This is a genomic window from Acinetobacter sp. CAU_H_60, from assembly GCF_058599385.1.
This window is the reverse complement of the sequence record NZ_CM178653.1, coordinates 2,861,766-2,875,395: the sequence shown is the minus strand read 5'-3', so window position 1 is coordinate 2,875,395 and position 13,630 is coordinate 2,861,766. Positions and strand designations below refer to the sequence as shown.

Below are 13,630 nucleotides of genomic sequence, written 5' to 3'. Positions count from 1 at the left end.
GCTAAAGATAGCTGCTTTTTTGTTTTTTACCCTTCCAAAATCTCTTCCAACAACTCCTCACTCGGTGCAAAGTAATACGCACCATCCATTGGAGTCACGAAGTGTAGCAAGCGGTCATGGATCCCATCGCCTGATGTACCAAACATACGCACTAACATGGTATCAATGATTTTCAGGTCTTTGGTATAAGCAATGAAGAATAGACCTTGGTCACCACGACCATCTCCATAAGGTAGAGAGTGACGTAGAATTTCCATTTCCTCGCCTTCCTCATCTTCAACGACAGTACGAGCGATATGTGCATTGGCAGGTTTTACCTCATCCTCGAGCTCAATCGATTCAAGTTTGGTACGACCCATGACTTGTTCTTGAGCATCGACTTTGAGTTTCTTCCATTTATCCAGGTTGTGCGCATAACGCTGTGCAAAAATGAATGAACCATCCTGGAAAATACCAGCATCTTCACCCAGTAAAGCCACTTCAGCGCGATCATCCGGGAATTGCGGATTTTCAGTCCCATCGATGAAACCGGTAATATCACGGCCATCAAAGTAACGGAAGCAAACACGCTCATCTAATACTTCAACCTGATCGCGGATACCTTCGAAGAAAGACTGACTCAAGGCGAAACAGATATCAGCACGCGCACTGGCAATATGAATCAGTACATCAGCGGGAACCACAGGCATATTAAATGAACCTTGAATTGGCTCTAATTGTTTAAAACCAGCAGGTGCCTGTTCATACAGTTTTGACCAGAGCTCAGGACCAAAAGCGACAGCCGTTTTAATTTGCGCATTCGGATGTTGAGTAATCAGGCGATCGCGTGTGGTAAAGAGCTGTGCTAATCGTTCCTTAAAATCTTCAATACTGAGATCTTTCAGACGTAAAACAATAAAGCGAGCATGATCTGAAGGTAATGGCAAAATTACAGATTGGGCTGTCATTCATGGCTCCTGTAATAAATTTCTGTATCCAATCCTGCTATTGTGCCTGAAGCGCTATAGAGTGAATAGTATGCAGTCTGATCTTTAAGCAATTTTTTTGGCTGAAAATATTGGAAAAGTCATATAATTAGATCCTGAATTTGAATGAGTTAAATCTCCATGTCCTATCAAGTCTGGTTTGCTTATATGTTAGCCTGTTGGGTGATCAGTATTTCCCCAGGTGCGGGTGCTATTGCTTCGATGTCGAGCGGACTAAATTATGGCTTCCGACATGGATATTGGAATGCGCTCGGCCTGCAACTCGCCCTATTGGTTCAAATTGCCATTGTGGCTGCCGGGGCAGGGGTATTGTTCGCGACTACACCTTGGGCATTTCTTGCTGTGAAATGGTTTGGAGTTGCTTATTTACTGTATTTGGCTTTTTTACAGTGGAAAGCACCGGCGCAGTCGATTGAAATTAAACATGAACTCGCACGAAAATCAGCTGGGAAACTCGTCATCCACGGTTTTTTGGTCAATATGAGTAATCCCAAGGCAATTGTATTTTTGCTGGCAGTATTGCCGCAATTTCTGGACTTATCTAAACCGCAATGGATTCAGTATGTGATTATGGCCGCGACTATGGTAACGATTGATCTGATTGTGATGGCAGGTTATACCGGTCTGGCTGCCAAGGTTCTGCGTCTTCTGAAATCGCCAAAACAGCAGAAAGTCATGAATCGAACTTTTGCCAGCTTGTTCGCTGGAGCTGCGTTTTTATTGAGTTTGGTGCATCAGTAGGGAAACCTCTCCTTAAAGGAGATGGAATTCAACGATCTCTTAAAGAATCATCTGTAAAAATTCATCTTCAGTCATGACCTTAATATCATGCTGTTTAAATAATGCAGCCGTTACGCCATCACCCTGAATTTTATTGCCAGTAAATGAACCATCATAAATCAGCTTGCTGCCGCAAGATGGACTATTGGCTTTTAAGACTGCATGGGTGACTTGAAATTTCTGTGCCAGCTTCAGAGCAGCATAAGCTCCCTGTATAAAAGCAGTAGATATATCTTGTCCTTGAATATCTGTTACTTGAGCTAAACCTTTAAGAACTTCTAATCCTGTCCCGCCTTGAATTTCTGCGGCGGGTCGGGGGATAGGCAAACTACCACTGACTTCAGGGCAAATTGTGACATATTGATCTGGTAGCAAATGATCGACCAACTCTTTTACCAGACAGTCGCGACCATCATAACGAACCTTGTGTCCGAGCAAGCAGGCACTGATCAGGTAAAATTTGTCTGCCATGCCTTAAGTCAGTTTTTTAAACTTCTGTAGAATAAAAATAGCGGTAAACAACACTGACATGGTTAGGACAATGGTCAGACCTGTTGACGTATTCAGACCTGCACTTGACCAGAGTCCGACTGTCACACCAATTTGTGCAATCACAAAAGCCCAGATCACCATTTGACGAGGGGAATTTGCCAGTAGGCGAGCAGTGAGTGCTGGAATCACCAGCAATGCCCCCATCAAGAGTGAACCGACTGCACGTAATGCTAAAACAGTGAATAGTGCCAGTAACAACATGAAGATCAGACGTTGCAGTTTTGCATTCACGCCTTCACTGATTGCCATATCAGGATCAATCGCAATTTGGATTTGCGCCTGCCAACTTTTATACAGAACGGCCAATGCCAAGATAATCACAACGGCAAAAGTAGGAAGATCTGTCCATGAAATGGTGAGTAGATCACCAAACAAATAGCTAAGCAGTTCCGGTCTTAAACTCGGTAAATGTTGAATAAATAACAGGCCTGAACAGAGTAGGGTCGCTGAGCAGAGTGCCAACAATGCATCATTTGGCAAGCGTGGGTCATACAGTACCCAAAGTACAGCGACCAATAAGACTGCGATAAAGCTGACCCCCATCCACAGCGGAAGACTCATGGCGCCAGCAATGGCAACGCCAAGCAAAGTGCCATGTGCCATCGTATCTGCAAAGAAAGACATACGACGCCACAGCATCAGACAGCCGAGCGGTGCGGTCAGGAACACCAAGAGTGTTCCCATAATCCATGCAGGTAATAGGAGAGATAACCAATCCATCATGGCTTAAGCTTCCGGCTCGGGGTGAATGTGGGGACGTGAATCGTGCTGGCATGGTGTGGCTGAATCGCCATGCGCACAATGGTCATGATGATGCTGGTAGAACACCCGGTTGGTACCAAAAATGGCCTGATATTCTGGATGTTGCTGCACACTTTCCGGTAGCCCGCTACAGCAGATATGTTTGTTGAGACATACCACACGATGCGTACCTTGCATCACCCATTGCAGGTCATGCGAGACCATTAAAATGGCACAGCCATATTTTTCCGGCAGGCTACGCACATATTCATACAGTTCAGCCTCAGACTGAATATCTAGACCCTGCATCGGTTCATCCAGTACTAGAATATCCGGCTGACGTAATAAGGCACGAGCCAACAACACACGTTGACGTTCACCGCCAGAAAGCTGTTGAACTTTGGAATTTTCCAGCTTGGCAATGCCAGTATCCCGAATGATTTCAGCTTTAATAGCTGAAGGGCATTTTTCTAGTGCCAGCAGATCTTTAACCCGTAGCGGCAGACTATGTGACGGATTGAATTTTTGTGGCACATAAGAAAATTTCAGCTTACGCGCCGTTTTGATTTCACCGGATTTCGGTTTGACGATCCCAAGCATGACCTTTATTAAGGTCGACTTACCGGCACCGTTCGGACCAATCAGCGTAACAATCTCTTTCTCCTGTAGCGAGAAATCAATAGCCTTTAAAATGTCACGATCATCAATATTGACCCAGATCTTGCAAAGCTGGATCAAGGGTGATGCATTCAAGCTTTGTTGCGACACTGCTGACAGATTCCTGAAATTTCGATAATGCTGTGGTGTGCACTAAAATCGTCTGAAGCCGCCAAGGCATCCAGTTGTTCTAATAAACCTTGTGCAGATGCTTCTTTGACTGCTTTACATTCAGTACAAATCAAGAATGCCGCCTGATGGCCTTCACGCGGATGGCAGCAGGGAATATAGGCATTAATAGAGGTCAGGCGGTGAATAAAGCCTTTTTCTAATAAAAAGTCGAGTGTACGGTACACGGTCGGTGGGGCAGCGGGACGGTCGCTGGCATTTTTCATTTGTGCCAGCAGATCATACGCACCCATCGGGCCGCTTGCATTCAGAATCAGTTCCAGTACCTCTTTACGCAAAGGAGTGAGGCGTGCGCCACTTGCCGCACAAAGACTCTCTGCTTCGGCCAGGCGTTGCGCGACATTTGGATGGTCGTGTACGCCGTGCAATGCATTGTGGTGTTCGTGCGAACATGAACCCATAGTTCACCTCAGGTGCGAAACTGAAAATTAAAAGATTTCAAATCTTAACATGAAGCGCCCAGAGTTTCGATTGGGCATAGGTATTTTTATAATTTTGTTATATTATAACACTATTAAATTTGTCCTTATATAGCGATTTCTCTTCATGTTCCGTTTCCTTGCCCTGTGTAGCCTGGCTTTGTTCAGTACCCTTAGCTGGTCGCAAAGTCTGGTGGTTTCAACGCAGCCGATTTATCTGATTGCCAAGACCATTACTCAAGGCGTGGAACAGCCGACTTTATTATTGGCCAATCAAAGCGGTCATGATGTCAGCCTCACCCCGGCACACCGTAAAACGATTCAGGATGCCGGCCTGGTGATCTGGTTAGGACAGGCACATGAAGCACCGTTGGCAAAAGTGTTGAACAATAACAATAAAAGTATCGCGATTTTAGATTCGGGTATTCTGACCACTTTGCCAATGCGTAATCCACGTGGGCAGGCCTTAAAAGATACTGTCGATACCCATGTCTGGCTTGATCCCAACAATGCAGTACGTATCGGTTTCTTTATTGCAGCCCTACGTTCTCAGCAGCTGCCTGAGCATCGGGAGGCCTATTGGAAAAATGCGCGTGACTTTGCCCAAACCATGTTTTTGACTGCACAGCGTTATAGTTCTACAAGTAAAGCTCAACCTTACTGGTCCTATCATGATGCCTATCAATATCTGGAACGCCCATTGAACCTGAAGTTCATGGGGGCTTTGACTGATGATCCACATGTGTCACCAACCGTGGCGCAAATCAAGTATCTGCAAGACAGTCGTGTGCAGAGCAAAATGTGTCTGCTGGCAGAAGCACATGCTGGTGAAAATCAGTACCGTAAACTGAAACCGATTGTATTCCAGAGTGTCGATGAAAGCATGAGTGGGGCAGGGGACTTTATCCAGGCCTGGCAGAAATTGGCCGAGCAAACCCGTAAATGTGTGTTAAATGCTCATCAATGATTTAAAAATAATCAAGTTTTGATTAGTTTGCCAGCATTTGATCTGTTGAAAAAAACACGACTAAGGTCGGGAAAAGATTGCATGTTCAGGGGTGTAACTCTATAATGCCTGCGATTAAAAATAATCATCAGCTAAACTTGTCAAGCATGCTTGCTGTGAGTGAATAAATAATGAGCCGAACTAGTCGCTTGATTGACCGACGATTAGCGAAAGCTTTAGTCCTCTTACAAGCATTAATGATTCCTGTTTCAGCCTTGATTGGCTGGGTCGTGAAAGACTCAACCGTAGCCTTGAGTGCCGCTTTGGGGGCGTTCGTCTGCTGGCTTGCGAGTTGTTATTTTTCATGGCAATCATTTCGAGCGGCAGGAGCGCGGGCATCTAAGCAGGTTCTTTCGAACATGTATAAAGGCCTGATGGGCAAGTTTGCAATTGTGATTGTTGGTTTCATTTTAATTTTAAGCAATGTCAAGCCGTTATCCCCGGTTGCGTTGTTTTGTGGTTTTATGCTCGTTCAAGCCATGTCGTGGGTCGCTCCTTTTTGGGTGTCACGTCTACAAAAACGAGTTTAAACACAACAAAAAATTGAAAAGTTTTTTTAGGAGCAGGCGAGATATCAAGCAGCACGCGATATTCGTTTGTTCTATAGTTTTTTGACATTGACCAGGTGTGATTTATGGCTGCTGAAGAACATGCCCTTACTTCGACCGAGTATATCAAGCATCACTTGACCAATATGACCTATGGCAAAATGCCAGACGGTACATGGAAATTGGCCGAGAACGGTGCTGAAGCTCAACAGATGGGGTTCACTGCTATTCACTTGGATTCAATGGGTTGGTCTATCGGACTTGGTCTGATCTTCTGTTTATTGTTCTGGATTGTCGCGAAAGCTGCAAATTCAGGCGTGCCTGGTAAATTCCAGTCAGTAATTGAAGTGATTATCGAGTTTGTAGATTCAAGTGTACGTGATACCTTCCATGGGAAGTCTCGATTAATTGCACCCTTAGCATTAACCATTTTCGTGTGGATTTTCCTCATGAACTTGATGGATTTAATCCCTGTTGACTTTATTCCTTATGTAGCTCAACAGGCGATTGCATCTATGCTGGGTGTGGACCCTCATCAGGTTTACTTTAAAATTGTTCCGACTACAGATCCAAACATTACCTTAGGTATGTCTATTTCTGTATTCTTCTTAATTATTTTCTATAGTATTCGTGAGAAAGGTGTTGGCGGCTTCGTTGGTGAGTTGGCACTTAACCCATTTAACCCAAGTAATCCAGTTGCTAAAGTGCTTTTAATTCCATTCAACTTATTGTTGGAATTGACTACTTTCTTGGCGCGACCAGTTTCATTGGCTCTACGACTGTTCGGTAACATGTATGCGGGTGAGTTAATCTTCATTCTTATCGCGTTATTACCGTTCTGGATCCAGTGGGCATTGTCTGTGCCTTGGGCGATTTTCCACATTTTGATTATTACGCTACAAGCATTCATTTTCATGATGTTGACAATCGTGTACATGAGCATGGCAAGCGAAAAGCATTAATGGTATGGCCTAACTGTCATCGGGCGGTTGGGCACACAATTTTTTAACTTAATTTGGTATAAAACCTAACCTCTGAGGAATTTTTCATGGAACTCACTTTAGGTCTAGTTGCAATTGCATCTGCTATCTTGATCGCTTTCGGTGCTTTAGGTACTGCGATTGGTTTTGGTCTTCTAGGCGGCCGTTTCCTTGAAGCTGTAGCTCGTCAACCAGAATTGGCTCCACAACTTCAAACTCGTATGTTCTTAATCGCGGGTCTTCTTGATGCTGTGCCTATGATCGGTGTTGGTATTGGCTTGTTCTTCATCTTCGCTAATCCATTTGTAGGTTAATCAGCTTAATTCCGAAATTCACTATTTGAGGAATTTGCAATGAATATCAACCTCACATTGTTTGGCCAAGCGATTGCGTTTGCGATTTTTGTCGCATTCTGCATGAAGTTTGTATGGCCACCACTAATCAATGCGATTAGTGAACGTCAGCGTAAAATCGCTGATGGCTTAAATGCTGCTGAAAAAGCGAAGGCTGACCTTGCAGATGCGCAAGCACAAGTGAAAGCTGAACTAGACGCGGCAAAAGCTCAAGCGGCTCAATTGATCGAACAAGCGAACCGTCGTGCAGCACAATTGGTAGAAGAAGCGCGCACTCAAGCATCTGCTGAAGGTGAACGTATTCGTCAACAAGCGAAAGATGCTGTTGATACTGAAATCAATGCTGCTCGCGAAGAATTACGTCAACAAGTGGCTGCTCTTGCAGTAGCTGGCGCTGAGAAAATTCTTAGCCAACAAGTTGACGCAGAAGCTCACAATGCCATGCTGACTCAGCTGGCTGCTAAACTTTAAGAGAGGCGGATTATGGCTGAACTCTTGACGTTGGCACGCCCTTACGCAAAAGCAGCATTTGCTTACGCTTCTGAGCAAAGTGCAGCTGACACTTGGTCAACTGTACTTGAATTGCTTAGTGCTGCGGTGCAAGACGAAGCATTTTCAGCTTATCTAAATCGCCCTGAGCTTACACCTGCTGAGCAGGTGGCTCTTTTCGCTAAAGTTTTAGGTGAAGACCAAACTGCATCAGTGTCAAACTTTTTGACATTGCTTGCTGAAAACGATCGTTTGGTTCTTCTTCCTGAGATTGCAGCAGAATTTGAGCAGCTTAAATCACAGAATAACAATACTGTGGATGTAGTGATTGAATCTGCATTCCCATTAACTTCTGTTCAAGAACAATTACTTGCGCATGCATTAGAGAAAAAATTCGAAGCTGCCGTAAATGTTTCTGTAGAAGTTAACCCAGCGTTAATCGCGGGTGTGGTTATTCGTGCAGGCGACCAAGTGATAGATGATTCTGCGCTTAATAAGCTTGAAAAAATGCGTACTCGTCTTCTTGCTTAATAAATAAGAAGACTGAACTTTAAAAAGATTGAGGTATAGCGCAATGCAACAACTGAATCCATCCGAGATCAGTGCGCTCATTAAACAGCGTATCGGCGATCTGGACACCAGCGCGACCGCTAAAAACGAAGGTACCATTGTTATGGTATCCGACGGTATTGTGCGCATTCACGGCCTTGCTGATGCAATGTACGGTGAAATGATCGAATTCGACGGCGGCTTATACGGTATGGCACTGAACCTAGAACAGGATTCAGTGGGCGTCGTTGTTTTAGGTAACTACTTAAGCCTTCAAGAAGGTCAAAAAGCTCGTTGTACAGGTCGTGTATTAGAAGTTCCGGTTGGTCCTGAACTTCTTGGCCGTGTCGTAGATGCTTTGGGTAACCCGATTGATGGTAAAGGCCCTATTGATGCAAAACTTTCTGATGCTGTTGAAAAAGTAGCACCAGGTGTAATTTGGCGTCAATCAGTGGATCAACCTGTACAAACTGGTTATAAATCAGTTGATACCATGATCCCAGTAGGCCGTGGTCAACGTGAGTTGATCATTGGTGACCGTCAGACTGGTAAAACAGCTATGGCGATCGACGCGATCATCGCTCAGAAAAACTCTGGCATTAAATGTATCTACGTTGCAGTTGGTCAAAAACAATCAACTATCGCAAACGTAGTACGTAAGCTAGAAGAAACTGGCGCTATGGCGTATACAACTGTTGTAGCAGCAGCTGCAGCCGATCCAGCAGCAATGCTGTTCTTGGCTCCATACTCTGGCTGTACAATGGGTGAATACTTCCGTGACCGCGGTGAAGACGCTCTGATCATCTATGATGACTTGTCTAAACAAGCTGTTGCTTACCGTCAAATTTCATTGCTTCTTCGTCGTCCACCAGGTCGTGAAGCTTATCCAGGTGACGTGTTCTATCTACATTCACGTCTACTTGAACGTGCTTCTCGTGTATCTGCTGACTACGTTGAGAAATTCACTAACGGTGAAGTTAAAGGCCAAACTGGTTCATTAACTGCATTGCCGATTATTGAAACTCAAGCAGGTGACGTATCTGCATTCGTACCAACCAACGTAATTTCGATTACTGACGGTCAGATCTTCCTTGAAACATCATTGTTCAACGCAGGTATTCGTCCTGCTGTGAACGCGGGTATCTCTGTATCTCGTGTTGGTGGTTCTGCGCAGACTAAAGTCATCAAGAAATTGTCTGGTGGTATCCGTACTGCACTTGCACAGTACCGTGAATTGGCAGCGTTTGCTCAGTTCGCTTCTGACCTTGACGAAGCAACTCGTAAACAGCTTGAACACGGTCAACGCGTAACTGAGTTGATGAAGCAAAAACAATATGCTCCATACTCAATCGCTGACCAAGCTGTATCAGTTTATGCATCTAACGAAGGCTACATGGCTGACGTAGAAGTTAAGAAAATCGTAGACTTTGACGCTGCGTTAATTGCTTACTTCCGTTCAGAACACGCTGCGTTAATGCAAAAAATTGACGAGACTGGTGCTTGGGATAAAGATATCGAAGCTGAATTCAAAGCTGGTATTGAAAAATTCAAAGCGACTCAAACTTACTAATTTAGCAACTTGCTAGATTGGTGTTGGTTTGGTTCACGGAATCAACCTTCGAGGGCTCGTAAGGGCCTTCGAATACTAGGTTAAGCGTATGGCAAATTTAAAAGAAATTCGCGCCAAAGTAGCTAGTATCAAAAGCACGCAGAAAATTACTCGCGCGATGCAGATGGTAGCAGCTTCTAAGATGCGTCGTGCGCAAGAGCGCATGGCTCAAGGCCGTCCGTATGCCGAAAATATGCACCGTGTAATTGCTCATTTGGTACAAGCGAATCCTGAATATAAACACCGTTATATGGTTGAACGTCCTGTTAAGCGCGTTGGCTATATCATTGTGTCTTCAGATCGTGGCCTTGCTGGTGGTTTGAACATTAACCTGTTCAAGAAAGTGGTAAAACACGTTCAGCAGCAACAAGAGCAGTCAATTGAAGTTCAATTTGCTTTGATTGGTCAAAAAGCGGTTTCGTTTTTTAAAAACTACGGCGGTAAAGTGCTTGGTGCGACCACTCAAGTGGGCGACACTCCAAGTCTTGAACAGTTATCTGGTTCTGTACAGGTGATGTTAGACGCTTATGATAAAGGCGAATTAGATCGTATTTATCTGGTTTCTAACGGCTTTGTCAACGCCATGACTCAAAACCAAAAGATCGAACAGCTTGTTCCTTTGGCAGCTGCTGAAGAAGACAAGACGCTTAACCGTCAATACGGTTGGGACTACATCTACGAGCCTGAAGCTGAAGAGCTTTTAAATGGCTTGTTGGTTCGTTACATCGAGTCTGTGGTGTATCAAGGTGTGATCGAAAATATCGCGTGTGAGCAGTCTGCTCGTATGGTTGCAATGAAAGCTGCAACTGATAACGCGGGTGAATTGATCAAGAACCTGCAACTTATTTATAACAAGCTGCGTCAAGCCGCGATTACTCAGGAAATTTCTGAGATCGTTGGTGGTGCCGCTGCCGTTTAACATATATTAGTTTGAATTGAGGAGACAGCAATGAGTAGCGGTCGTATCATTCAGATCATCGGCGCGGTTATCGACGTCGAGTTTGAACGTAACAGCGTTCCTAAGATCTATGACGCTCTCCAAGTTGACGGTACTGAAACTACTTTAGAAGTTCAGCAACAACTTGGTGATGGCGTAGTTCGTACTATTGCAATGGGTTCTACTGAAGGCCTTAAGCGTGGTTTGAACGTAACTAACACTAACGCTCCGATCTCTGTACCAGTAGGTACAGCGACTCTTGGCCGTATCATGGACGTTCTTGGTCGCCCGATCGACGAAGCTGGTCCTGTTGCGACTGAAGAGCGTTTACCAATTCACCGTCAAGCGCCTTCTTATGCAGAACAAGCGGCTTCTACTGACCTTCTAGAAACTGGTATTAAAGTCATCGACTTACTATGCCCGTTCGCGAAAGGTGGTAAAGTTGGTCTGTTCGGTGGTGCCGGTGTTGGTAAAACTGTAAACATGATGGAGTTGATCAACAACATCGCGAAAGCGCACTCAGGTTTATCTGTGTTTGCTGGTGTTGGTGAACGTACTCGTGAAGGTAATGACTTCTATCACGAAATGAAAGACTCTAACGTTCTTGACAAAGTAGCAATGGTCTACGGTCAGATGAACGAGCCACCAGGTAACCGTTTACGCGTAGCGTTGACTGGTTTGACTATGGCTGAGTACTTCCGTGATCAAAAAGACGAAAACGGTAAAGGCCGTGACGTACTATTGTTCGTAGATAACATCTATCGTTATACACTAGCAGGTACTGAAGTATCAGCACTTCTAGGCCGTATGCCATCTGCAGTAGGTTACCAACCGACTCTTGCAGAAGAGATGGGTGTTCTTCAAGAACGTATTACATCGACTAAGTCTGGTTCTATTACGTCAATCCAAGCGGTATACGTACCTGCCGATGACTTAACAGATCCATCGCCTGCAACTACGTTCGCTCACTTGGACGCAACTGTTGTATTGAGCCGTGACATCGCTTCTCAAGGTATTTACCCTGCGATCGATCCACTTGACTCTACTTCACGTCAGCTAGATCCACTTGTAGTTGGTACTGAGCATTACGAAATCGCTCGTTCAGTTCAAAACGTTCTTCAACGTTATAAAGAATTGAAAGACATTATCGCAATTCTTGGTATGGACGAATTGTCAGAAGAAGACAAACTTACTGTATACCGTGCACGTAAGATCCAACGTTTCTTCTCTCAACCGTTCCACGTAGCTGAAGTGTTTACTGGTGCTCCTGGTAAACTTGTACCGCTTAAAGAAACGATTCGTGGCTTTAAAGGTCTTCTAGCTGGTGAATACGATCACATCCCAGAACAAGCGTTCTACATGGTTGGTGGTATTGACGAAGTGATTGCTAAAGCTGAGAAACTTTAATTAGTTCCCTAATTTAGGAGATTCTCATGGCGACTATGCAATGTGACGTTGTAAGTGTTCAAGAGTCTTTGTACTCAGGCACTGTAACTATGCTAATTGCTAAAGGTGCTGGCGGTGAGTTAGGTATTATGCCTGGTCATGCTCCGCTGGTAACTTTGCTCCAACCTGGCGCGATCCGCGTTATTTTGGAAAACGGTACAGAAGAATTAATCTATGTATCTGGTGGTGTTCTAGAAGTTCAACCGCATGTTGTTACGGTTCTTGCTGATACAGCAGTCCGTGCAGAAAACTTGGATGAAGCGGCAATTATTGAAGCGCGTAAACACGCTGAACAATTGCTCGCAAATCAAAAGAGCGATTTGGACTCTGCTGCTGCTTTGGCTGCTCTTGCAGAAACTGCTGCTCAGCTGGAAACGATCCGCAAAATCAAAAACCGTGCAATGTAATTGCTGGTTTAAGATTGAAGAAACCACCCGAAAGGGTGGTTTTTTTTATGCCTAAGGTATTTGAAAAAACTGATCAATCTAAAGTTGCATGTATTTTATTCATGTTTTAATTTATTCTCATTCAATTCAACTGCCTAATACTGCCTTATGAATCTCATCGCTTTTGAACCTCACTTTTGGGAACTTTACCAAGACTTTGATCAATATTATTTAAGTATTGCAGTCGATATGAGTTCGGTGGTGTCTTGTTGGGATGTGGAATTGACGCATGAAGAAGTGCAGCAATATGAGCATCGTGGTCGTGTCAGTATTCAAGAACTGGCAAAAGAGATGGTGGCTGCAACCTATAGAGGTGATTTTAGTTCTTTGGAAAGTCGCTTGGTGAAACCGTATGAACGACAAGCCATGCAAGCTGCGTTTAAAACATGGCAACAGCAGCAAGCTGAATAACTGGTTTATGCGGTTATGGGTTCATCGGTAAGATTGAAAACTCGCCATTGGCAATAATTTTAAGCTTAAAAATTTCAGTAAAACCTTCTGCATAGCAGGGAATTTCTAATTTTTTATAGGTGGCTCGAATCCCAATTTCAGGAATATTGGCCTTACCTTCTCTATAACTATTACGCTCTAAAGTACTGGCCAAATCAGTGTCAAAATAATAAGCAATCACGTCAAAGCCAGCATCTCGCGCACGTTGAATATAACGTGCACGATCCATACGTGTCGGGTTGGTATTATCAATCACCATTTTGGTTTTAGACACTAAACCAGCTTCAAAAATTATATTTTCACGATGTCGAGTTTTCAGCATATCAAGATTAATACGCAAATGACTGTGGTATAAATTCAACATATAAAATGTGGATTTACCCGATGCTTGTACGCCGGTAAAAATAATCAGTTGCATAGTGGATGAAAAAATCTGTAGGCCTTATATTGCATATTAAAGCAGCTACAGGCTTTTGCTACAATTTCTGCACTA

The 13,630-nt window shown here is 44.1% G+C and carries 18 protein-coding genes; 12 read left to right on the top strand and 6 right to left on the bottom strand.

The annotated features are described in order from the left end of the window. Positions 1-26: 26 nt before the first annotated feature. Entirely contained in the window at positions 27-947 is a 921-nt protein-coding gene (locus AC4MBN_RS13705) for a Dyp-type peroxidase (RefSeq protein ID WP_491880368.1), read from the bottom strand. Between the two features lie 159 nt (positions 948-1,106). Between AC4MBN_RS13705 and AC4MBN_RS13700 the strand changes: the two genes are divergently transcribed. Further along, positions 1,107-1,727 carry a LysE family transporter gene (locus AC4MBN_RS13700; RefSeq protein ID WP_125279444.1) on the top strand — a complete coding sequence of 207 codons (621 nt, stop codon included), beginning with the start codon at positions 1,107-1,109 and terminating at the stop codon, positions 1,725-1,727. Positions 1,728-1,766: 39 nt separating this feature from the next. On the opposite strand, the gene AC4MBN_RS13695 is transcribed toward AC4MBN_RS13700, so the two are convergent. The 4 genes from AC4MBN_RS13695 to AC4MBN_RS13680 are packed head-to-tail and all read right to left on the bottom strand — an operon-like array spanning position 1,767 to position 4,306. After that, positions 1,767-2,237 (bottom strand): 2-thiouracil desulfurase family protein, encoded by a 471-nt coding sequence (locus AC4MBN_RS13695; protein WP_491880367.1) that lies wholly within the window; start codon positions 2,235-2,237, stop codon positions 1,767-1,769. A gap of 3 nt (positions 2,238-2,240) precedes the next feature. Continuing rightward, positions 2,241-3,041 carry a zinc ABC transporter permease subunit ZnuB gene (znuB, locus tag AC4MBN_RS13690; protein ID WP_491880366.1) on the bottom strand — a complete coding sequence of 267 codons (801 nt, stop codon included), beginning with the start codon at positions 3,039-3,041 and terminating at the stop codon, positions 2,241-2,243. 3 nt (positions 3,042-3,044) lie between these two features. Beyond that, complete coding sequence (znuC, locus tag AC4MBN_RS13685) at positions 3,045-3,827, bottom strand: zinc ABC transporter ATP-binding protein ZnuC (RefSeq protein ID WP_419364987.1); 783 nt, start codon at positions 3,825-3,827, stop codon at positions 3,045-3,047. Further along, positions 3,809-4,306 carry a transcriptional repressor gene (locus AC4MBN_RS13680; protein ID WP_005233384.1) on the bottom strand — a complete coding sequence of 166 codons (498 nt, stop codon included), beginning with the start codon at positions 4,304-4,306 and terminating at the stop codon, positions 3,809-3,811. Before AC4MBN_RS13680 ends, znuC begins: the two co-directional genes overlap by 19 nt. Positions 4,307-4,451: 145 nt before the next feature. On the opposite strand from AC4MBN_RS13680, the gene AC4MBN_RS13675 reads away from it, so the two are divergent. From AC4MBN_RS13675 to AC4MBN_RS13625, 11 genes are all read left to right on the top strand, one after another. Next, entirely contained in the window at positions 4,452-5,291 is an 840-nt protein-coding gene (locus AC4MBN_RS13675) for a metal ABC transporter solute-binding protein, Zn/Mn family (RefSeq protein ID WP_200229247.1), read from the top strand. 170 nt (positions 5,292-5,461) lie between these two features. Beyond that, complete coding sequence (locus AC4MBN_RS13670; RefSeq protein WP_166139355.1) at positions 5,462-5,860, top strand: ATP synthase subunit I; 399 nt, start codon at positions 5,462-5,464, stop codon at positions 5,858-5,860. A 104-nt stretch (positions 5,861-5,964) separates the two neighbouring features. Then, on the top strand, positions 5,965-6,840 hold the full coding sequence (gene atpB / locus AC4MBN_RS13665) for a F0F1 ATP synthase subunit A (protein WP_419364984.1): 876 nt from the start codon (positions 5,965-5,967) through the stop codon (positions 6,838-6,840). A gap of 86 nt (positions 6,841-6,926) precedes the next feature. Beyond that, complete coding sequence (gene atpE / locus AC4MBN_RS13660) at positions 6,927-7,172, top strand: F0F1 ATP synthase subunit C (RefSeq protein ID WP_000424060.1); 246 nt, start codon at positions 6,927-6,929, stop codon at positions 7,170-7,172. A gap of 39 nt (positions 7,173-7,211) precedes the next feature. Continuing rightward, positions 7,212-7,682, top strand: coding sequence for a F0F1 ATP synthase subunit B (locus AC4MBN_RS13655; RefSeq protein WP_067731406.1), 471 nt, complete (start codon positions 7,212-7,214; stop codon positions 7,680-7,682). A gap of 12 nt (positions 7,683-7,694) precedes the next feature. Beyond that, the gene (locus tag AC4MBN_RS13650) at positions 7,695-8,231 is read left to right on the top strand and encodes a F0F1 ATP synthase subunit delta (RefSeq protein ID WP_419364982.1); all 537 of its coding nucleotides are present in this window, start codon (positions 7,695-7,697) and stop codon (positions 8,229-8,231) included. Positions 8,232-8,274: 43 nt separating this feature from the next. Then, on the top strand, positions 8,275-9,819 hold the full coding sequence (gene atpA / locus AC4MBN_RS13645) for a F0F1 ATP synthase subunit alpha (RefSeq protein WP_004780707.1): 1,545 nt from the start codon (positions 8,275-8,277) through the stop codon (positions 9,817-9,819). Between the two features lie 88 nt (positions 9,820-9,907). Then, complete coding sequence (gene atpG, locus AC4MBN_RS13640; RefSeq protein WP_004780708.1) at positions 9,908-10,777, top strand: F0F1 ATP synthase subunit gamma; 870 nt, start codon at positions 9,908-9,910, stop codon at positions 10,775-10,777. Positions 10,778-10,807: 30 nt separating this feature from the next. Continuing rightward, positions 10,808-12,202, top strand: coding sequence for a F0F1 ATP synthase subunit beta (atpD, locus tag AC4MBN_RS13635; RefSeq protein WP_004780710.1), 1,395 nt, complete (start codon positions 10,808-10,810; stop codon positions 12,200-12,202). Between the two features lie 26 nt (positions 12,203-12,228). Further along, a complete protein-coding gene (locus AC4MBN_RS13630; protein ID WP_004780711.1) occupies positions 12,229-12,648 on the top strand; it encodes a F0F1 ATP synthase subunit epsilon in 420 nt (139 codons plus the stop codon). Between the two features lie 147 nt (positions 12,649-12,795). After that, entirely contained in the window at positions 12,796-13,098 is a 303-nt protein-coding gene (locus tag AC4MBN_RS13625) for a hypothetical protein (protein ID WP_067762729.1), read from the top strand. A gap of 13 nt (positions 13,099-13,111) precedes the next feature. Here the strand turns inward: AC4MBN_RS13625 and AC4MBN_RS13620 are convergent, their stop codons facing one another. Beyond that, on the bottom strand, positions 13,112-13,555 hold the full coding sequence (locus AC4MBN_RS13620; RefSeq protein WP_067762728.1) for an AAA family ATPase: 444 nt from the start codon (positions 13,553-13,555) through the stop codon (positions 13,112-13,114). Positions 13,556-13,630: the final 75 nt, after the last annotated feature.

Excerpts from the sequence above, each read along its gene's own strand:
- atpG (WP_004780708.1), top strand. The coding sequence starts at position 9,908 with ATGGCAAATTTAAAAGAAATTCGCGCCAAAGTAGCTAGTATCAAAAGC.
- AC4MBN_RS13680 (WP_005233384.1), bottom strand. The coding sequence starts at position 4,306 with ATGGGTTCATGTTCGCACGAACACCACAATGCATTGCACGGCGTACAC.
- atpA (WP_004780707.1), top strand. The coding sequence starts at position 8,275 with ATGCAACAACTGAATCCATCCGAGATCAGTGCGCTCATTAAACAGCGT.
- AC4MBN_RS13655 (WP_067731406.1), top strand. The coding sequence starts at position 7,212 with ATGAATATCAACCTCACATTGTTTGGCCAAGCGATTGCGTTTGCGATT.
- znuB (WP_491880366.1), bottom strand. The coding sequence starts at position 3,041 with ATGATGGATTGGTTATCTCTCCTATTACCTGCATGGATTATGGGAACA.
- AC4MBN_RS13630 (WP_004780711.1), top strand. The coding sequence starts at position 12,229 with ATGGCGACTATGCAATGTGACGTTGTAAGTGTTCAAGAGTCTTTGTAC.
- AC4MBN_RS13650 (WP_419364982.1), top strand. The coding sequence starts at position 7,695 with ATGGCTGAACTCTTGACGTTGGCACGCCCTTACGCAAAAGCAGCATTT.
- atpD (WP_004780710.1), top strand. The coding sequence starts at position 10,808 with ATGAGTAGCGGTCGTATCATTCAGATCATCGGCGCGGTTATCGACGTC.
- AC4MBN_RS13620 (WP_067762728.1), bottom strand. The coding sequence starts at position 13,555 with ATGCAACTGATTATTTTTACCGGCGTACAAGCATCGGGTAAATCCACA.
- AC4MBN_RS13695 (WP_491880367.1), bottom strand. The coding sequence starts at position 2,237 with ATGGCAGACAAATTTTACCTGATCAGTGCCTGCTTGCTCGGACACAAG.
- AC4MBN_RS13700 (WP_125279444.1), top strand. The coding sequence starts at position 1,107 with ATGTCCTATCAAGTCTGGTTTGCTTATATGTTAGCCTGTTGGGTGATC.
- AC4MBN_RS13705 (WP_491880368.1), bottom strand. The coding sequence starts at position 947 with ATGACAGCCCAATCTGTAATTTTGCCATTACCTTCAGATCATGCTCGC.
- atpB (WP_419364984.1), top strand. The coding sequence starts at position 5,965 with ATGGCTGCTGAAGAACATGCCCTTACTTCGACCGAGTATATCAAGCAT.
- AC4MBN_RS13670 (WP_166139355.1), top strand. The coding sequence starts at position 5,462 with ATGAGCCGAACTAGTCGCTTGATTGACCGACGATTAGCGAAAGCTTTA.
- AC4MBN_RS13675 (WP_200229247.1), top strand. The coding sequence starts at position 4,452 with ATGTTCCGTTTCCTTGCCCTGTGTAGCCTGGCTTTGTTCAGTACCCTT.
- atpE (WP_000424060.1), top strand. The coding sequence starts at position 6,927 with ATGGAACTCACTTTAGGTCTAGTTGCAATTGCATCTGCTATCTTGATC.
- AC4MBN_RS13625 (WP_067762729.1), top strand. The coding sequence starts at position 12,796 with ATGAATCTCATCGCTTTTGAACCTCACTTTTGGGAACTTTACCAAGAC.